Raw genomic sequence first — 20,180 nt, forward strand, 5'->3', positions numbered from 1 at the left:
AGATATTTCAGCTCACTCTCCCGCCTGTGCCTGTTTTACCGGGACGACCGGCAACCATACCGCGCTTGCATTTTTGCCGCCGCGTTCGATGGTGATCGTCGCCGCCTTATAATCTGCAGGCTGGGCAAAGAAAATATTGTTTACATAAGTTTGCGGGTTGCGGTCATAAAGCGGGAACAGGCTTGATTGCACTTGGATCATGATGCGGTGTCCCGGCTGGAACACATGGTTCACCGTGGGCAGGCGGAAACGGTAGCGTTGGGTTTCATTAGCCGGAATAGGCGAGGGGTTGGCGAAACTTTGGCGGTAACGCCCGCGGAAAATGTCGAGGCTGATCGGCAGTTGATAGCCGCCCATTTCCGCCTTGGTCGCATTTTCATCCGGATATACATCGATAATTTTCACGACAAAATCGCCGTCCGTGCCGGTGGTTCTCGCAAAAATATCGGCAATCGGCGCACCGGACACACGCACCGCTTCGGTAAGCACCGGCGTTTGATAGGTCATCACGTCAGGGCGGCCATCGGCATGACGCTGGTCGGACACCAGCCAATCGCCCCAGCGCCCGTCCTTGAAGCTGACAGGGCGCGGCAGATGCGGCACGGGTTTGGCCGGATCGGACACATAGCTGTCCCCGCCTTCGCTTGCCCCGCCAAAGCCGAGGCCGCCATTGGCATCCAGATAAATGGGGGTGAGCCCCGCCTTGCATCCTTGTTCACATGCCAGCGGCCAGTCGTTGAAGCGGTCCCAACGATTTTCGCCGGTATTATAGATGGACACGGTCGGCAATTTTGCGGGCGGGCCATCTTTCAGATATTGGTTGAACAAGGGCAGGACCATATCTTCGCGGAATTGCGCTGCGGTGTCGCCATCCCATTTGAACGGCCCAAGCTCGCGACCTTCGCGGTTGATCTGGCTGTGCCGCCACGGGCCCATCACGAGGAAATTATTGCCGGTCTTGCCTTTGGCTTTGAGCGCCTCCCATGCGGTAATCGCGCCGTAAATATCTTCCTGATCCCATAAGCCCTGTTCCCAGATGGTCGGGACGTTCGAGGGATTGGCGGCGAGCAATTTGTCGAGCGCCTGCCCTTGCCAGAATTCGTCATAGGCCGGATGGTCGGTCATCCGCTTCCAATAGGGAAGCTGGTCATAGCCCGATTTTTTAGCCCAATTTCCGGCCGAGCCGATGCGGCGGAAATTGTCATAATCATCATAGCCACCGGTCGGGGGCAGCGGGCCGCCGGACTTATAACCGGTCTGCCCGCCCAGCCATGCGATATTGGCGAGGCGGAACGCGCCATAATGGAACCAGTCATCGCCCATCCAGCCGTCAATCATCGGGCTTTCCGGGGCCGCGACCTTGAGCGCCGGATGCGGATTAAGGAGCGCCATCACGACCGTCAGGCCTTCATAAGAGGAACCGATCATACCGACGCGGCCATTGGATTGCGGCAGGTTTTTCTTATTCACCAGCCAGTCAATCGTGTCATAGGCATCGGTGACATGGTCCACCTTGGTCTTGTTGAGCGGGCCAATGACGGGTCGCGTCACTACATAGTCACCTTCCGACCCATATTTGCCGCGCACATCCTGATAGACACGGATATAGCCCTCCTTGACGAACATTTCGTCGGCGAGCGGCAAGGTGGAGAGCATCGACGGGCTATCCATGCGGTTGGCGCGCGATTTGGCATTATAGGGCGTGCGCGTCAGCACAATCGGCGCATTGGTCGCATTTTTGGGAATGACGATGACGGTATAAAGCTTGGTGCCATCACGCATCGGGACCATTTCGACGCGCTTGATATAATCATTTTCGCTGTCGGGGAGATTAAACTCGGCGGGAATATCGCCGCCTGCTGCTTTTTTCGATTTTTGCGCAACCGCCGGTGAAGTGGCCAGCGCGACAGATAATGCAGCTACAACAAATCCGTACCGTACGGTCATGATAATGCGACTCCCCTGTTGGAATATTTATCCGGACAAGTTAGCGCGTGAAGGGCAAAATGCAAAGGCGGGGATTATAACTGTCGTCGTCGCCCTCTACAGGCCTTCGCCGCCGACCCAATGCGCGTTGGAGAGGCGGCGGGCGACGTCCCATGTCTGGCGTCTTATATCCGGAACCGCGACAATTTCCCAAAAAGCGCCGCGCGTCATGGGCCCGAGCGCATAGATATGGTCGCTTGGGACGCCATTCGTGCCAACCACCTGACCCGACGCGGTGACATCAATGCCGAGATGCGCGGCATCGGGGCGGATCAGGCCCTCATCGCGTAACGCCATCAACAACGGATCCGTAGTGCGCGCAAGGTCGCCCAGCGGGCCGGTGCAGTTGATGACGCGGCGCACATGTAGCGTCTCGCTTTCGTTATGCCCGCGCGGTCGCCACTTGACTGCGACGCCATTCCCTTCGGCGGCAAAGCCTTGGGTGTTTCCGGCGACAATTTTTAACTGCCCGCGTTCCTGCATCGCGGCGATGCGCGCATAGACATGGGGGGCGAGGCGGTGGCGATGCACATCCCACCAAGGGCGCAAATGGCGCAGGAAGCGCGCGCGCTCGGCAAGGCTGGCATTGGCCCACATGCCTTGGGTGAAGGGACGCAGTTCATCGACCGCATTGCGCCAGCCAATGGTGCGTCCGCGTGCGCGCAAGTTTTGCACCAGCTTGGACGCGGCCGTATCGGGCCGCGCATTGATACGGCTCCAATCCGCCCCTGCATCGGCATGGGGGCGCGGCATCAGCCCGCGCCGCGACAGCGCGATAATCTTGCCTTCATAACCCGTCGCTTCCAGCATCAGCGCGACATCGACCATCGTTAGCCCCGTGCCGATAATCAATATCCGGTCGTCAGCGCCCAGCCCTTGCGGCACCGAGCTATCCCACGGATCGCCTTTATAAAGGTCGGCGGAAAGCGTCGCCGGATCAAGGCCGGGCGGGTCATGTGGCGGCAGATTGCCGACCGCCAGCACCGCCGCATCGGCGTTGAGCAACTTGTTATCGGCAAGCTCAATCGTAACGCCATCCCCGGTTTCGCGCACATTGCGCACATCGCCGCGCAGCACGGTGAGCCGGTCGCCATGCGCCTCCACCGCTTCGTCCAGCAGCCCGCGCAAATAGCGGCCATAGGTGACGCGCGCCGCAAAGCTGCCGGCGGCATTTTCCACGCCTTGCGCTTCGAGCCAGCGAACAAAATGCGCAGGATCATCGGGGAAAGCGCTCATATTGCCCGCGCGGACATTGAGGACATGGCTGGGATGCGCCGCGCCATAGGCCAAGCCTTCGCCCGCAACCGGACTGCGCTCGATCAATGTTGCGCGCGGGCCGTCATGGCGCAGCAGGTTGATCGCCTGCAACGTCCCCGAAAAGCCCGCACCGATAATCGCGACATGGTCTATCATGGAAGGTCAATCATGGCCGGGTTCATTACCGCGTCTATTACCGCCGCGCCGCTCAGATTTCATAGTCCAACTGCCATTGGCTTTCGGTGAAGGCGGGCGGGCGTTTGGCAAAGGCGGGCTGGCGCGCCATGATTTTGGCATAAAGCGCCTTGATCGTATCGCTGCCCGCGCGTTCGAACCAGGCAGGGACCAGCGCATGGACGATGCAGGCAATGCCGCCCGCGACCATCTTTGCGCCAAAGCCGGATGCCACCATAAAATGTTCGCCATAGCTTTCCCCGACGCTGCGCGGGTGGGACAGGAACATTTTATCGAGCATAGAGAATCTCCGTCATGCTGCTGTTGGGACTTAATATATAAGCGTTATAGTTGAGATAATATCCCGCCCTCGATGCAGCCGGTCCTTTTTGCCGCGCATTTGGGCGTGGTTCAAGGGGGAGGGGAGAGACTGGTCGTTACGGCATCGGCCTCCGCGATAATCCAGCTTCGGAACGCCGCCATTGCGTCATTATCCTCGCGCGCCATCGCACGGGTGAGCCAATAGCGCCCGCAATCGACCATGAGCGGGAAAGGCTGCACCAGCGTTTCGGCCTGCAATGCGCGCTCGAACAAGAGCGGCGGGCCAAGCGCAACGCCCGCGCCTGCAATCGCTGCCGATACCATGAGATAGCTGCTGTCAAACACCGGCCCTGTAAGCGGCGGCGCAGGGAGGCTTGCGGCGGCAAACCAGCGCGGCCATTCGTCGGGGCGATAGGAGCGTAGCAGGCTTTCCTGTCCCAGCATGGCCGGATGGCTCAGCCGCGCGGCGATGCGCGGCGCACAGAGCGGTGTAAAGGGCGCGGCCATTAACGGCTCGGCATGGGTCGCGTGCCAGGCTCCATCGCCAAACCGGATGGCAAGGTCCAACCCGCTCCCGACCAGATCGGGGAGGTTATTATTGGTCAAAATGCGCAAATCTATTTCGGGATGGGCGAGCGCGAACGCATCGAGCCGTTCAAACAGCCAGCCGACCGCAAAGCTGCCGACCACGCCCACGGTCAAAACCGATTTCAACCGGCCATCGGCGTAGAAATCAAGCGCCTTGCCTACACGGTCAAACATGTCGGTCAACAGTGGCACCAGCGCGCGGCCTTCGTCGGTCAGCACCAGTCCGCGCGGTTGGCGGCGGAACAGGGCCACGCCCAGCCGCTTTTCCAGCGCGGCTATCTGATGGCTCACCGCGCCTTGGCTGACGCACAATTCCATAGCGGCGCGGCTGATGTTGAGATGGCGGGCGGCGGCTTCAAATGCCCGTAGCGCATTAAGGGGGAGTTGGGCGCGGTCCATATCCTACCCATGAATTAAATTCATGAAGATGTCGAGAAATCATGCTTTGTCGGCGCAAATTTCTCCCGATATCAGGTTTCCCATCATCTAATAACTAATGACGGAGTGCTTGAAAAATGCGGAGTGTTCGGACAAAAGTGGCGGTCATCATGGCGGCGACCTTGGCAACACAGGCTTGCGCTGCTCCGGTGGACAAGGCCGCGTCAGCAGAGCGCGAAACCGCCGAGGTGGTTTCAACGCCCGCAGCTCCCGTCACCCCCGCCGCCAATGACCCTTTGCTCAAACCCATTGCCGAAGATTATGCCAAACAATGGCTCAGCCCCGCGCCGCCGACCAAAATTTACGGCAATGCCTATCTGGTCGGCTTTGGCGACCTTAATGTCGGGCTTATCCGTACAGATGCGGGCCTCATCCTGATTGACGGCGCGGTGCCGCAAGCCGTGCCTGACATTGAAAAGAATATCGCGGCCTTGGGCTTCAAGGTGAGCGACATCAAATATATCCTCAGCACCGAACCCCATTATGACCATAGCGGTGGCTTGGCGGCACTCCAGCGCGACAGTGGCGGCGCGCCGGTGCTGGCGGGTGTCGATGCGGTGGCGGAATTGCGGTCAGGCATCGGCGATCCCAAAGATCCCCAAGGCAGCACGCTCGAAGCTTTTCCGGCCATTCCCGTCGTGCGCGGGATGCGGGATGGGGAGACAATCACGCTCGGCGATGTGACGGTGACGGCGGTTTCGACGCCCGGGCATACGCTCGGTTCGACAAGCTGGAGTTGGCAAAGCTGTGAGGGCAAAGCGTGCAAGACGGTGGTCTTTGCCGCCAGCCCAAATCCTGCCAGCTCGGGCGAATATCAATTTAGCAGCGCGGGCGGGAAGATTTATGCCGATGCGTTCCGCCGGACTTTTGCGCGGCTGCGGTCAATGCCGTGCGATATTTTGATCACCGCGCATCCGAGCCAATCCAAGGGCGCCGAAAAGCTTGCGGCCTTGCTGGCGGGGCAGGGAAGCAAGGCGGGGACTAATCCGTTCGTGGACCCGCAGGCGTGCAAAAATCTTGCGGTGACCTTTGAAAAGAAACTGGAGGACCGGCTGACGAAGGAGGAGGGCCAAGTGAAGTGACCCCGCCTTAACCGCCTGTTACGATGACCGCATCGGAACAGGAGCAAAAGTAGCGCGTTCATTCCCCCGCATCGCCTTGTGAACGGGCGAGGGAGGGGAAGAACGCGCTATGGCGGATGAATCAGGTACGGACCAACAGGGGCAACAAGAGGCGGGGGTAACGGATAGCCGCGCTGCGCTCAAGACGTCATGGGGCGGGCTATCGCTTAAGCTTATCGTTGCGTTCGTGGTTTTTCTGTTGGCGGCGGGATTGGGTCTTTATCTCTATCTCGACCGCGCCTCGCCGGTTCATGCCGATGCGCCGCCGCGCGCGACCGACAAAGCACCGACACCGACCGAAACCACGCAAATCAGCGTGCCGGTGGACATTAACTCCGCCGCATTGTCGGCTGCCGTCGAACAGGCCATCCCGCGCACGCTTTGGACCATCAACCAGCAGCAACCGCGCTGCATCCCGCCGCAAAAGGTCAAAGTGTTCGGCAAGCGCATCAATGTGACGCCTGCGATCAAATGCACGATTATCGGCACCGTGACACGCGGGGCGACGCGGCTGCGCGGGGAGGGCCAAGAGATTATCGTCGATGTGCCGATCCGCGCCCAAATCAGCGCGCGCGATGTGGGCGGCATCCTCCACGGCGAAACCGCGACCGGCGCGGCCAATTTCCAGGCGCGCATCACAATGGATGTGAACAGCAATTGGCAACCCGAAGGCAAGGTGCGGCTAAGCTATGGCTGGACCAATCCGCCGGGCATCGACTTTCTGGGGCAGCGCATCACCTTCACCGAACAGGCCGATGAAAAATTGCGCCCCGTCATTGCCGGGCTGCAAGCGACCGTCCAGCGCGAGTTTAAGAAAATCAATATCCGCAACGATGCCGAAGCCATTTGGCGACAGGCTTTTACCAGCGTGCTGGTCAATGAAAAGAACCCGCCGGTCTGGATGCGGCTCACGCCACAAAAGCTGGTGTTCGGTGGCTATAGCGTGTCGGGCAACCGTATCCGCTTGAATGTCGGGATTAACGGCCTCACTGAAACTTTTGTCGGGGATAGACCTGCCGACCCCAAGCCGACTCCGCTGCCTGCACTGACCCATGCCAAGACCGGCAACAACCTTAATTTCTTCCTACCGGTGCTGGCCGATTATGAGCAGTTGGAACCGGTCATTTTGCGCGCGCTGGTCAAGCGGTCGGCGCGGCCCTTTGTGGTGCCGGGCATCGGCAATGTCATGGCCAGCTTTGACAAGGTCGACGCTTATGGCACCGACGGTAACCGTATCGCGGTCGGCATCTGGCTCACGGTCAAGCCGCAGGATGTAAGCATTGACGAAACGCGCGGCATGATCTGGGTGACCGCGCTCCCCGTCAATGACCCCGGCTCGCCCGAAGTGCGTTTTCAGGATTTGGCGGTGACCGGCGACACCGACCGTGTGGGCGGCGATTTACTGCTCCAATTCGGCAATAGTCCGGGCGTATCGGAATTGCTGGCAAGCTCGCTCACGCAAAATTTCACCAAGGATATAGAGGAATTGCAAGGCAAGATACGGGTCGCGGTCGACCGCAAACAGGAAGGCGATTTCGCGATCCGCACTTCGGTCGACCGGTTCGAGACGGGGCAGATTAAGGCCTATGGCAACGGGTTATATTTGCCCGTGCGGGCGTTCGGTAAGGCGGAGATAAGTTATCGTCCGGGGAAGTGAGGGGACGGAAGCGCAAGGCATAAGCCCCTCCCCTTCAGGAGTGAGCGAGATTGTGCCCCCGGCATAATCTGAAACTGCCGGGGGCAGTTTCAAGCGCACTGGGTTGGGGTGGGGCCTGTCCGTCTCGCGTTGCGTGTGCGGATAGGCCCCACCCCACTACGACTAAGAATTTTCGCTAGCGCGTAAAATTCCTAAGTCTCCGTTGCCCCTCCCCTAAAGGAGGAGGGGCTTACTAGGTCGTTCCATACTCCCCCCAAACCCCCAACCCCCTTCCTTGACTTCCTACAGCCCCATTCCTATATCGCTTGCATCACCGCCCCTTAGTCGGGACGGGTGGCCCGCGCGCACGGGCTTCCCAGGGATAGACAAGGGTTGCGGTTCCATAACGCGTAACAGCTCATGGCAGGCTCCGTAAGGGGCTGAAAGCCTTGGGCTTTTGCGCGTTTCTGCGCGTCTGGAATGCAAACTCGCCCGTGCGGAACGCATGACCGTTCGGGCCAGCAATAAGGCGAATCGACACATGGCAACCAAGGCTCCCTCCAAGGGCACCGTCAAGGCTCTCGAAGCCACGGCGAAGAAGCGCATCCGCAAGATGTTCGGCAATATCCACGAAGTGGTGCAGATGCCGAACCTCATTGAAGTGCAGCGCGAATCCTACGAACAATTTCTCCGGTCGGACCCTTCGATCGGCTATGTGTCGGGCCTTGAAAAAACGCTGCGCAGCGTGTTCCCGATCCGTGACTTTGCGGGCACAGCGGAAATGGACTTCGTTCATTATGAACTGGAAGATCCGAAATACGACACCGAAGAGTGCCGCCAGCGCGGGATTACCTATGCGGCGCCGATGCGCGTTACGTTGCGCCTGATCGTCTTTGAAGTCGACACCGAAACCGAAACCCGTTCGGTCCTCGATATTAAGGAGCAGGATGTTTACATGGGCGACATGCCGCTCATGACCGATAACGGCACCTTCATCGTCAATGGTACCGAGCGCGTTATTGTCAGCCAGATGCACCGTTCGCCGGGTGTATTGTTTGACCATGACCGCGGCAAGACGCACTCGTCGGGCAAATATCTGTTTGCCGCGCGCGTCATTCCGTATCGCGGCTCGTGGCTCGATTTCGAATTTGACGCCAAGGACATCGTCAACGTCCGTATCGACCGTAAGCGCAAGCTGCCGGTGACGGCGCTCCTTTATGCGCTCGGTCTCAATTCGGAAGAAATCCTCAACTATTTCTACAAAACCGTCACCTTCGTGCGCGGCAAGGATGGTTGGCAGATTCCGTTCGCAGTTGAAAATTGGCGCGGCCAAAAGCCGATGTTCGACATTGTTGATGCAAAGTCGGGCGAAGTTGTGTTCGCGGCCGGTCAGAAAATCACCCCGCGCGCGGCCAATAAGGCGGTCAAGGACGGGCTTGAACAGCTTATCATCCCGACCGAAGAAATTTTCGGCCGTTATTCGGCATTTGACCTCATCAACGAAAAGACCGGCGAGATTTATATCGAAGCGGGCGATGAAGTGACTGCCGAAAATCTGGAGAAGCTGGACGCGGCGGGCATTGACCGCCTCGAACTGCTCGACATTGACCATGTCACCACCGGTCCGTGGATCCGCAATACGCTTAAAGCCGATAAGGCCGAAGAGCGCGATCAGGCGTTGTCCGACATTTACCGCGTGATGCGCCCCGGTGAACCGCCGACCCGCGAAACCGCGGAGGCTTTGTTCGAAGGCCTGTTCTTCGATCCGGAGCGCTATGATCTAAGCGCGGTTGGCCGTGTGAAGCTTAACATGCGTCTCGACCTCGATGCGCCCGACACCATGACCACCTTGCGCAAGGAAGACATTCTTGCGGTCGTGAAAACGCTGGTGGACCTCAAGGACGGCAAGGGTGAAATCGACGATATCGACAATCTCGGCAACCGCCGCGTGCGTTCGGTCGGCGAGTTGCTGGAAAACCAGTATCGCGTCGGTCTCCTCCGCATGGAGCGTGCGGTCAAGGAGCGTATGTCGTCGGTCGATGTGTCGACGGTCATGCCGAACGACCTCATCAACGCCAAGCCTGCGGTTGCTGCCGTGCGCGAATTTTTCGGTTCGTCGCAGCTTTCGCAGTTCATGGACCAGACCAACCCGCTGTCGGAAGTCACCCACAAGCGCCGCGTTTCGGCGCTTGGCCCGGGCGGTCTGACCCGCGAGCGCGCAGGCTTTGAAGTCCGCGACGTTCACCCGACCCACTATGGCCGAATCTGCCCGATTGAAACGCCGGAAGGCCCGAACATCGGTCTGATCAACTCGCTCTCGACCTTCGCGCGCGTGAATAAATATGGCTTCATCGAAACCCCCTACCGCAAGGTCATTGACGGCAAGGTCACCGGCGAAGTCGTTTACCTGTCGGCGATGGAAGAGCAAAAGCACACGGTGGCGCAGGCGACCGCCGAGCTTAACAAGGATGGCAGCTTTGCCGAAGAACTGGTCTCCGCGCGTGAAGCGGGCGATCCGGTTATGGCGCCGCGCGATACCGTCACCTTGATGGACGTGTCGCCGAAGCAGCTCGTTTCGGTTGCCGCCTCGCTCATTCCGTTCCTTGAAAATGACGACGCTAACCGCGCGCTCATGGGCTCCAACATGCAACGTCAGGCTGTGCCGCTGGTGAAGGCCGAAGCGCCGTTCGTCGGCACTGGCATGGAAGAAACCGTTGCCCGTGATTCCGGCGCTGCGATTGTCGCGCGTCGTTCGGGCATCATCGACCAGGTCGACGCCACCCGTATCGTTGTCCGTGCAACCGGCGATGTTGAAGCGGGCAAGTCGGGCGTCGATATTTACACGCTCATGAAGTTCCAGCGTTCGAACCAGTCGACCTGCATCAACCAGCGTCCGCTGGTCAAGGTCGGCGATACGGTCAATGCTGGCGACATCATTGCCGATGGTCCGTCGACCGAGCTCGGCGAGCTGGCGCTTGGCCGCAACGTGCTGGTCGCGTTCATGCCTTGGAATGGCTACAATTATGAGGACTCCATCCTCATTAGCGAACGTATCGTGAAGGATGACGTCTTCACCTCGATCCATATCGAGGAATTTGAAGTCATGGCGCGCGATACGAAGCTTGGGCCGGAAGACATCACCCGCGACATTCCGAACGTGGGTGAAGAAGCACTCCGCAACCTCGACGAAGCGGGCATCGTTTATATCGGTGCCGAAGTCGAACCGGGCGACATCCTCGTCGGCAAGATCACGCCGAAGGGCGAAAGCCCGATGACGCCGGAAGAAAAGCTTCTGCGCGCCATCTTCGGTGAAAAAGCCAGCGATGTGCGTGACACCTCGCTCAAGCTGCCGCCGGGCGTTGCCGGTACGGTCGTCGAAGTCCGCGTCTTTAACCGTCATGGTATCGACAAGGACGAGCGTGCGATGGCTATCGAACGCGAAGAAATCGACCGTCTGACCAAGGACCGCGAAGACGAACGCGGCATTTTGAACCGTGCGACCTATAATCGCCTGTCCGAAATGTTGATCGGCCAGACCGCTTCTGCCGCGCCCAAGGGCGTCAAGAAGGGCGTGGAAATCACCGCTGACGTGCTTGGCGAAGTCGAAAAGCATGAATGGTGGAAGTTCGCGGTCGAAGACGATAAGCGTCAGGCTGACCTTGAAGCGGTCAAGGCGCAATATGACGAAGCGGTGAAGCTCATCGTCGAAAAGTTTGAAGACCGCCGCGAGAAACTGGAGCGTGGTGACGAACTCGCACCGGGCGTCCTGAAAATGGTCAAGGTGTTTGTGGCCGTGAAGCGCAAGCTTCAGCCGGGCGACAAAATGGCCGGTCGTCACGGGAATAAGGGTATCATCAGCCGCATCTTGCCGGCCGAAGATATGCCGTTCCTCGAAGACGGCACACCGGTGGACTTCGTGCTGAACCCGCTGGGCGTTCCTTCGCGTATGAACGTCGGACAGATTTTCGAAACGCACTTGGGCTGGGCCGCACGCGGTCTTGGCCAGCAAATCGCGCAGGCGCTCGACGCATGGCGCGAGGCTAATCCGGACGCCAAGGCGGGCAAGCCCCCCGAAGCGATCAAGGAAACGCTCAAGAAAATCTATGGCGACAATTATGCGGCGGAAATCGACGCCCGCTCGACCGAAGAAACCATTGAGCTTGCGCAAAATCTGCGTAGCGGTGTGCCGATGGCAACGCCCGTGTTCGACGGTGCGGTAGAGCAGGACGTCACCAACATGCTGGAGCTTGCCGGCCTCGATACGTCGGGTCAGGTGGACCTGTTTGACGGACGCACCGGCGAACAGTTCGACCGCAAGGTCACCGTTGGCTATAAATATGTGCTGAAACTGCATCACCTTGTCGACGACAAGATCCACGCCCGTTCGATCGGCCCCTACAGCCTCGTCACCCAGCAGCCGCTAGGCGGTAAAGCCCAGTTCGGTGGCCAGCGTTTCGGGGAAATGGAAGTGTGGGCGCTCCAAGCTTATGGCGCGGCCTACACCTTGCAGGAAATGCTCACCGTCAAGTCGGACGACGTTGTCGGTCGTACCAAAGTCTATGAAGCCATCGTCAAGGGCGACGACACGTTCGAAGCCGGTATTCCGGAATCGTTCAACGTCCTCGTCAAGGAAATGCGCTCGCTCGGCCTCAATGTCGAATTGTCGGCACTGGGTGACGATGAAGACGCTGCCGAAGACGATGCGGCGGAGGCTGCGGAATAAGGGATGTGACGGCGGAGCCTTTCGCGCTCCGCCTCCATCTGTGACACGTGATTTCAATTTCGGGGCTTAATCGCCCGAAGGGAAAAACAAATGAACGAACTGACCAATTTCGCAAACCCGGTCGCCAAGGCCGAAACTTTTGACCAGATCCAGATCGGTCTTGCATCGCCGGATCGTATCCGTAGCTGGTCATTCGGCGAGATCAAAAAGCCGGAAACCATCAACTATCGCACGTTCAAGCCCGAACGTGACGGCCTTTTCTGCGCGCGCATTTTCGGTCCGATCAAGGATTATGAATGTCTGTGCGGTAAATATAAGCGCATGAAATATAAGGGCATTGTGTGCGAAAAGTGCGGCGTTGAAGTAACCGTGACCAAAGTGCGTCGTGAACGCATGGGTCATATCGAACTCGCCGCGCCGGTTGCCCACATCTGGTTCCTGAAATCGCTGCCCTCGCGCATCGGTTTGCTGCTCGACATGCAGTTGAAGCAGTTGGAGCGCGTGCTGTATTTCGAAGCCTATATCGTCATCGAACCGGGCCTCACCCCGCTCGAAAAATATCAGCTTCTGACCGAAGATGAATTGCTCGAAGCGCAGGATGAATATGGTGAAGACGCTTTCTCTGCCGGTATCGGTGCAGAAGCGGTGCGCATCATGCTCGAAAGCCTCGATCTTGAAGGCGAGCGCCAAGCATTGCTCGACGAACTGGCTGTCACCAAGTCGGAATTGAAGCCAAAGAAGATCATCAAGCGTTTGAAGGTCGTCGAAAGCTTCATCGATTCCGGCAACAAGCCCGAATGGATGATCCTTGAAGTCGTGCCGGTCATCCCGCCCGAACTGCGCCCGCTGGTACCGCTCGATGGTGGCCGTTTCGCGACCTCGGACTTGAACGACCTTTATCGCCGCGTCATCAACCGTAACAATCGTTTGAAGCGCCTCATGGAACTACGCGCGCCCGATATCATCGTGCGTAACGAAAAGCGCATGTTGCAGGAAGCGGTGGACGCCCTGTTCGACAATGGCCGTCGTGGCCGCGTGATTACGGGTGCAAACAAGCGTCCGCTCAAATCGCTGTCCGACATGCTCAAGGGTAAGCAGGGCCGCTTCCGCCAGAACTTGCTCGGTAAGCGCGTCGACTATTCGGGCCGTTCGGTCATCGTGACCGGTCCGGAACTGAAGCTGCACCAATGCGGCCTGCCCAAGAAGATGGCGCTCGAACTGTTCAAGCCGTTCATCTACGCGCGTCTTGATGCCAAGGGTCTCTCGATGACCTTGAAGCAGGCCAAGAAGTGGGTGGAAAAAGAACGTAAGGAAGTCTGGGACATCCTTGACGAAGTGATCCGCGAGCATCCGGTCATGTTGAACCGTGCGCCGACGCTCCACCGTTTGGGCATCCAGGCGTTCGAGCCGGTGCTTATCGAAGGGAAGGCAATCCAGCTTCACCCGCTCGTCTGTTCGGCCTTTAACGCCGACTTTGACGGTGACCAGATGGCTGTCCACGTTCCGCTGAGCCTTGAAGCCCAGTTGGAAGCGCGCGTCCTCATGATGTCGACCAACAACATCCTGTCACCTGCGAACGGCAAGCCGATTATCGTTCCGTCGCAGGACATGGTCTTGGGTATCTATTACCTCACCATGGAACGCGAAGGCGAGCCGGGCGAAGGGATGCTTTTGTCCGACATGGCCGAAGTCCATCAGGCGCTCTATGCGGGCGCTGTGACCTTGCACTCCAAGATCACCAGCCGCGTTCCGCAGACCGACGAAGACGGCAACACCTATATGAAGCGTTTTGAAACAACGCCGGGTCGTATGCTGATCGGGGAAACGCTGCCCAAGAACCACAAGGTTCCGTTCGAAATCGTCAACCGCCTTTTGACCAAAAAGGAAATCGGGGACGTTATCGACCAAGTCTATCGTCACACGGGTCAGAAGGACACCGTATTGTTCGCCGACGCCATCATGGCGCTTGGTTTCCGTCACGCATTCCAGGCGGGCATTTCGTTCGGCAAGAACGACATGGTCATCCCCGACACCAAGGATGCGATGGTCAATGAAACCAAGGAAAAGGTGAAGGACTATGAGCAGCAATATCAGGACGGCCTGATCACCCAACAGGAAAAATATAATAAGGTGATCGACGAATGGTCGAAATGTGGTGACAAGGTCGCGAATGCGATGATGGACGAAATCCGCGCCCAACCCAAGGGCGAGGATGGCCGTATGGCGCCGATTAACTCCATCTATATGATGGCGCACTCGGGTGCCCGTGGTTCGCAAACCCAGATGAAGCAGCTTGCCGGTATGCGCGGCCTTATGGCCAAGCCGTCAGGCGAAATCATCGAAACGCCGATCATTTCGAACTTTAAGGAAGGTTTGACCGTCCTTGAATATTTCAACTCCACCCACGGGGCGCGTAAGGGCCTTGCGGATACGGCGTTGAAAACGGCGAACTCGGGTTACTTGACCCGCCGTCTTGTCGACGTTTCGCAGGATTGCGTTGTCGTCGAAGAAGATTGCGGCACCGACCGTATGCTCGAAATGCGCGCGATCGTTCAGGGCGGTTCGACCATCGCCTCGCTCGGCGAGCGTGTCTTGGGCCGCACCACGGCGGAAGATGTTGTCGACAGCAAGGATGGTTCGGTCATCGTGCCTTCCGGTACGCTGCTCGACGAAGTCATGGTCGCCAAGATCGAGGAAATCGGCCTACAGGCATTGAAGATCCGTTCGCCGCTTATCTGCGAAAGCAAGATGGGCGTGTGCGGCAAATGCTATGGCCGTGACCTTGCACGCGGCACGCCTGTCAATATCGGTGAAGCGGTTGGCGTTATCGCGGCGCAGTCTATCGGTGAACCGGGCACGCAGCTTACCATGCGTACCTTCCACATCGGTGGCGCAGCACAGCTTAACGAAACCTCGAACCATGAAGCCTCGTCCAACGGCACGGTCGAATATCGTGACCTTCTCACCATTACCGACAGCCGCAAGCGCAAGCTCGTCCTGTCGCGTTCGGGTGAAGTTGCGATCATCGACGCCGAAGGCCGCGAACGCGAAGTCTATCGTCTACCTTATGGTGCGACGGTCCTCGTCAATGACGGCGACAAGATTGTGCAGGGCGACCGCTTGGCGGAATGGGATCCGTTCACCATGCCGGTGATTACCGAAAAGCCGGGTGTCGTGAAGTATCAGGATTTGATCGACGGCAAGACCTTGACCGAGCAGACCGACGAAGCGACCGGTATCGCGCAGCGCGTCGTGACCGAATTCCGTGGCTCTGCCCGTTCCAAGGAAGATTTGCGTCCGCGCATTACCTTGCTTGACGGCGATAGCGGCGAAGCAGGCCGCTATATGCTGGCGGTCGGCGCGATGCTTTCGGTCGAAGACGGTCAGGAAGTGCAAGCCGGTGACGTGATTGCACGTGTCAGCCGTGAAGCGGCCAAGACCCGCGACATTACCGGTGGTCTGCCGCGCGTTGCCGAACTGTTCGAAGCCCGCAAGCCCAAGGACAATGCGATCATTGCCAAGGTGTCGGGCCGCGTCCAGTTCCTCAAGGACTATAAGGCGAAACGCAAAATCGCCATCGTCCCCGAAGAAGGCGATCCGGTTGAATATCTGATTCCGAAGTCGAAGGTCATCGACGTGCAGGAAGGCGACTATGTGAAGCGGGGGGACAACCTCATTTCCGGCTCGCCCGATCCGCACGACATTCTGGAAGTGATGGGCGTGGAAGCCTTGGCCGAATATCTGGTCGCTGAAATCCAGGAAGTCTATCGCTTGCAGGGCGTGAAGATCAACGACAAGCATATCGAAGTGATTGTGCGTCAGATGCTTCAGAAGGTCGAAATCACCGATGGCGGCGACACCACGCTGCTTGCCGGTGAACAGGTTGACCTTGAAGAGATGCTCGACACCAACGCGAAGCTTGCGAAGAACCAGCAGCCCGCACAGGGTAAGCCGATCTTGCTTGGTATCACCAAGGCAAGCTTGCAGACGCGTTCGTTCATCTCGGCAGCCTCCTTCCAGGAAACCACCCGCGTGCTCACGCAGGCGGCGGTTGAAGGCAAGAAGGACACGCTCATGGGCCTTAAGGAAAATGTCATCGTCGGCCGCCTCATTCCGGCGGGTACCGGCGCGGGCATGAACCGGATGCGCGTGGCAGCATCGTCGCGTGACGCGGCTTTGCGTGCGCAATATCGTGCGTTGCAACAGCATCTCATCGCGCCGGAAACAGCCGAAGAGGAACATGCAGCAGAACTCGCCCAAGGCCCCGAAGCCGCGATTGGCGACGATCCGCTCGGCAAGGTGCAGGGTGATGATTTCGTAACCGACGATGTGGTTGTGGAAGAGGTCACGGTCGAAACCGAAGGTGGCGATGACGCTTAATCGCCGCGCCGCTTAGGCGGGCAGTAACAGACAAAAAAGCCCTGCTGGAGGATGCTCCGGTGGGGCTTTTTATTTGGTCTGACCGGGCGGTGCGACTCGAACCAAATGGCTATCCCCTTGCGCGCGCTGGAAAGGCTTGTGCGCATCCTGCTACGTCCTTTTACGGGAATATGCTTTTATTCCGGATGGATAAGGCGGTTACAAAAAAGACTTATTTTGCAATATTTAAGCAGGCTTGCCCCGGCCTCGTGCATCTCAGCCAAAGCATCGTTGAAATATAACAAGACTCATCGCGCAAATTCATGTAATAATGGGACAAACAAAGGTCGCAAAGGGCAACACACCTAACCAACGAGAAAAAACAAGGTCGCAATAGGCAAACAACCTCACAACAGGGGAGGGGGCTATTTCGACCAAGTTCAAACTCGCGACCAATCTCGCGCTATCGCTGCTTTGGGTCATCTTCGCGATTTTCATCGCGCAATGGTGGATCGAAGACATGTCCCGCACGGTCAATCCGCTTTTCGCGTGGCTGGTTATCATCAGCGTGGGCATTGTGCCCGGCTGGGCGACGATTTTCGTGCTGTGCTCGCTCATTAGCGACCGGCGCGTCAAATATTGTGAAAAGCCGGAGGTGTCGGAGCCGCTCACCGTGCTGGTCGCGGCCTATAATGAAGAAGCTTCGATCACCGAAACGCTCGCTTCGATTGCGCGACAAAATTATCTGGGGCGTGTCCGGGTGCTGGTCATCAATGACGGGTCAACCGATGCGACCGCCGCGCGGGTGCGCGCTTTTGCGGCCACAGTTAGTAAACCTAACCTCACAGTCGAACTGCTCGACCAGCCGCACAATATGGGCAAGGCGCGCGCGCTCAACCGGGGCTTGTCGGCAACCCGCACCGATCTGGTGGCAACGATTGATGGCGACACCTATCTCCATCCCAAGGCGCTGTCGAACATCACCAAGACAATCACCTTTTGCGAGCCGAAAATGGGCGCGGTGGCGGGCACGATATTGGTGCGCAACTCGCGGACCAATTTCCTCACACGGATGCAGGAATGGGATTATTTCCACGGCATCGGCGTCATCAAGCGCGCGCAATCGCTCTATCATGGCACGCTGGTCGCCCAAGGCGCCTTCTCCATCTATCGCACCGCCGTGGTGCGCGAAGCGGGCGGGTGGAAGGATCTGGTCGGCGAAGATATTGTCCTCACCTGGGCGATGCGCTCCAACGGCCATGCGGTCGGTTATAGCGAATGTTCATTCGCCTTCACCAACGCGCCCGCCAGCTTCCGCCAATTTTTCCGCCAGCGCGAACGCTGGGCGCGCGGGCTTATCGAAGCGTTCAAAAACAGCCCGAAAAGCATCCTCCAACTGCGCATGAACAGCCCGTTTATCTGGTATAATATGTTCTTCCCGCTGATTGATGCAGGCTATCTGCTCTTCTTTGTGCCGGGCATCATCCTTGCGCTGTTCGGCTATCATCTGCTTGCAGGGTTACTCACCCTGTTGCTGCTACCGATGGCGATAATCGGGACGATTATCTATTTCCGCTTCGAAAGCGATATTTTCAAAACCCACGGCCTCCATGTCCGGCGTAACTGGTTGGGGCTGCTCGGCTATTTGCTGGTGTATCAATTTCTGATGACCATTGCCTCGCTTACCGGATATGTGAGCGAAATCCTCAACCTGTCGAAAAAATGGGGGACGAAATGAAACGCTGTCTGACGCTGGCGGCGCTTCCCGTCGCTTGTCTTGCCGCCCCCGCTTTTGCGCAGGAAGAAGGGGGGATGACGACCAACATATACGCCAATGCGGATTATTTCACCGACCCTTATGCCGATACTTTCACGTTGGAAGGCGGGACAGAATGGGACGGTAAGGTCAATATCAAAGCGGGCGGCTTTTACCAGAATGTCGATAATGGCCGCGAGGATGTGGTCGGCGGGGTGGTGAATTTTGCCACCACGCTCGACAATGGCCTGAAGCTGCGCGCGCGGGCGCTCGGCACCAATCAGGGGCTGCACGGGCTTGTCGGGCTGCGCAAGAACGGCCCGATCAGCGTCGAGGCGCAATGCGACCATGATTATGTCGCGACCGCACTGGCGATCCGCAAAGGCATTGATTCCACCGGCTGTTCGCTGTCGGTCGAAACCCCCGACAATAAGCCGGTCTGGGCGGCGGTGACGGCGGATATTCACGGCTTTTCCGATGATAACCGCCGCACGATGATCGCGCTGGCCACCCGCTTCAAGCTGGACGAACATTTCACCATCGCGCACCGCTCGCGTCGCCTCGATTTCAAAAAGCGCGTGCCGGAATATTTTTCGCCCGATAAATGGGACCGGCATCAGGTGACGCTCCAATATGAAGGCAAATATGACCGCGGCACCTACCGCCTCGAAGCAGGGCCGGGGATCGACCGCATCGACCATAAAACGACCAGTTTCGGCGTGGTCGGCGCTGCGGTTTATTATGATTATGGCAAAACCAGCATGTTCGGCCGCGCGGTCCACCAGTTCGGTTCTGCCTATCATTTCACGCAAGTCACTGTCGGTATCTCCATCCCGCTGTGACCTGTGTTCCCCGCTATCGGCCAGGATAGCGGGGACATGGTTCGCCCGAAAAAAAAAGCCCCGCTACCGGTGAGAGTAGCGGGGCAAGGATCGTGAAGGAGAGGGGCAACTTCACGTCAGCCGGGATAAAGCGTGCGTGCCATTATCGGGCTTTATTTGGCGAGGAGCGCGATGACGAAATAGAGGATGAGGGGAAGGCCGAACCCTGCCAGAACCGACACCACAAAGGCGAGGCGTATCCAGAGCGGATCAACGTCAAGCGTGCGGGCGAGGCCTGCGCATACACCAAGGAATTTGGCCTGCTGCTTGTCGAGGGCGAAGCTTTTGCTGATGTCGTTCATGGTCATATGTCCCTTTGATAATCGTGAAAATCGTTGGTTGAGAGGAGAGGGGGCGTGCGGTTATCCGCTTAGGCGCCGAGCGGTTGGACCGTCACCAGAACCAGCATCAAGGTGCTGACAATGGAGAAGAGGGCGGCGGCACTGGCGTTGCGGATTTCGGTGCTGTCGATCGTGAACATGGGGGATACTCCGGTTTGAAAATGTGGGTGACTGTGAGCGGGTGGGTGTTCTCGGACGGTTCAGACCGCGAGCGGCTGAACCTTTCCTATGCGGTTCAGGCCGCGAGCGGTTGAACCGTGATAAGAACCAGCATCAGCGTGCTGACGAGGCTGAAAAAAGCGGCGGCGCTGGTGGTGCGGAACTCGGTGCTGTTGAAATTAAACATGATAAACTCCCTTAAAATACTGCCAGCAAATCTGGCTCTACTATGTCCCTTGGCCGGTCCTCTTTTGCCCTGAGGGCCGGTATGTCCCTTGCTTTGCACAAGGCGTGCCAATTTCATTTATCGGCGGTTCAGCGTGGTATTTCGATGTAAAATGCAGCAAGCGCACGGTGTAAAATACCAACTATCGTGAAATTTACCGATGATTGGAAAAATGCACATATAAATTGCCGGTGGAGGTCGGACGGCTCCCGCG

At 58.2% G+C, this 20,180-nt stretch carries 10 protein-coding genes and 1 pseudogene; 6 read left to right on the top strand and 5 right to left on the bottom strand.

What is annotated here, in order from left to right:
- Window positions 1-12 precede the first annotated feature (12 nt).
- The 4 genes from DMP17_RS01150 to DMP17_RS01165 all read right to left on the bottom strand — a co-directional run bounded on the left by DMP17_RS01150 (window position 13) and on the right by DMP17_RS01165 (window position 4,725).
- Entirely contained in the window at window positions 13-1,947 is a 1,935-nt protein-coding gene (locus tag DMP17_RS01150) for a CocE/NonD family hydrolase (RefSeq protein ID WP_337827247.1), read from the bottom strand.
- Between the two features lie 96 nt (window positions 1,948-2,043).
- On the bottom strand, window positions 2,044-3,399 hold the full coding sequence (locus DMP17_RS01155; protein ID WP_337827248.1) for an FAD/NAD(P)-binding protein: 1,356 nt from the start codon (window positions 3,397-3,399) through the stop codon (window positions 2,044-2,046).
- 52 nt (window positions 3,400-3,451) lie between these two features.
- The gene (locus DMP17_RS01160; protein WP_337827249.1) at window positions 3,452-3,718 is read right to left on the bottom strand and encodes a DUF6356 family protein; all 267 of its coding nucleotides are present in this window, start codon (window positions 3,716-3,718) and stop codon (window positions 3,452-3,454) included.
- A 110-nt stretch (window positions 3,719-3,828) separates the two neighbouring features.
- Window positions 3,829-4,725: a LysR family transcriptional regulator gene (locus DMP17_RS01165; RefSeq protein ID WP_337827250.1), complete on the bottom strand. Its 897-nt coding sequence runs from the start codon at window positions 4,723-4,725 to the stop codon at window positions 3,829-3,831.
- Between the two features lie 137 nt (window positions 4,726-4,862).
- Here DMP17_RS01165 and bla point away from each other — a divergent pair, with 137 nt between their 5' ends.
- The 6 genes and pseudogenes from bla (at window position 4,863) to DMP17_RS01195 (ending at window position 19,201) form a co-directional block, all read left to right on the top strand.
- Window positions 4,863-5,846: a subclass B3 metallo-beta-lactamase gene (gene bla, locus DMP17_RS01170; RefSeq protein ID WP_337827251.1), complete on the top strand. Its 984-nt coding sequence runs from the start codon at window positions 4,863-4,865 to the stop codon at window positions 5,844-5,846.
- A 226-nt stretch (window positions 5,847-6,072) separates the two neighbouring features.
- On the top strand, window positions 6,073-7,542 hold the full coding sequence (locus tag DMP17_RS01175) for a DUF4403 family protein (RefSeq protein WP_337827252.1): 1,470 nt from the start codon (window positions 6,073-6,075) through the stop codon (window positions 7,540-7,542).
- Window positions 7,543-8,062: 520 nt separating this feature from the next.
- The gene (gene rpoB, locus DMP17_RS01180; RefSeq protein WP_443217803.1) at window positions 8,063-12,244 is read left to right on the top strand and encodes a DNA-directed RNA polymerase subunit beta; all 4,182 of its coding nucleotides are present in this window, start codon (window positions 8,063-8,065) and stop codon (window positions 12,242-12,244) included.
- A 90-nt stretch (window positions 12,245-12,334) separates the two neighbouring features.
- Window positions 12,335-16,393 (top strand): annotated as a pseudogene (gene rpoC / locus DMP17_RS01185) (DNA-directed RNA polymerase subunit beta'); the annotation flags it as partial.
- Between the two features lie 730 nt (window positions 16,394-17,123).
- Entirely contained in the window at window positions 17,124-18,341 is a 1,218-nt protein-coding gene (locus tag DMP17_RS01190) for a glycosyltransferase family 2 protein (RefSeq protein WP_337827254.1), read from the top strand.
- Between the two features lie 74 nt (window positions 18,342-18,415).
- Window positions 18,416-19,201, top strand: a complete 786-nt coding sequence (locus DMP17_RS01195; RefSeq protein ID WP_337827255.1) for a hypothetical protein — start codon at window positions 18,416-18,418, stop codon at window positions 19,199-19,201.
- 152 nt (window positions 19,202-19,353) lie between these two features.
- Here DMP17_RS01195 and DMP17_RS01200 read toward each other — a convergent pair whose 3' ends face one another.
- Window positions 19,354-19,548, bottom strand: coding sequence for a PspC domain-containing protein (locus DMP17_RS01200; RefSeq protein WP_337827256.1), 195 nt, complete (start codon window positions 19,546-19,548; stop codon window positions 19,354-19,356).
- Window positions 19,549-20,180 lie beyond the last annotated feature (632 nt).

This window comes from Pseudonocardia sp. TMWB2A (assembly GCF_017312135.1).

Bases quoted from the DNA above. Each gene is read 5' to 3' on its own strand.
- DMP17_RS01150 (WP_337827247.1), bottom strand. From the start codon at position 1,947: ATGACCGTACGGTACGGATTTGTTGTAGCTGCATTATCTGTCGCGCTG.
- DMP17_RS01155 (WP_337827248.1), bottom strand. From the start codon at position 3,399: ATGATAGACCATGTCGCGATTATCGGTGCGGGCTTTTCGGGGACGTTG.
- DMP17_RS01160 (WP_337827249.1), bottom strand. From the start codon at position 3,718: ATGCTCGATAAAATGTTCCTGTCCCACCCGCGCAGCGTCGGGGAAAGC.
- DMP17_RS01165 (WP_337827250.1), bottom strand. From the start codon at position 4,725: ATGGACCGCGCCCAACTCCCCCTTAATGCGCTACGGGCATTTGAAGCC.
- rpoB (WP_443217803.1), top strand. From the start codon at position 8,063: ATGGCAACCAAGGCTCCCTCCAAGGGCACCGTCAAGGCTCTCGAAGCC.
- DMP17_RS01190 (WP_337827254.1), top strand. From the start codon at position 17,124: ATGTCCCGCACGGTCAATCCGCTTTTCGCGTGGCTGGTTATCATCAGC.
- DMP17_RS01195 (WP_337827255.1), top strand. From the start codon at position 18,416: ATGACGACCAACATATACGCCAATGCGGATTATTTCACCGACCCTTAT.
- DMP17_RS01200 (WP_337827256.1), bottom strand. From the start codon at position 19,548: ATGACCATGAACGACATCAGCAAAAGCTTCGCCCTCGACAAGCAGCAG.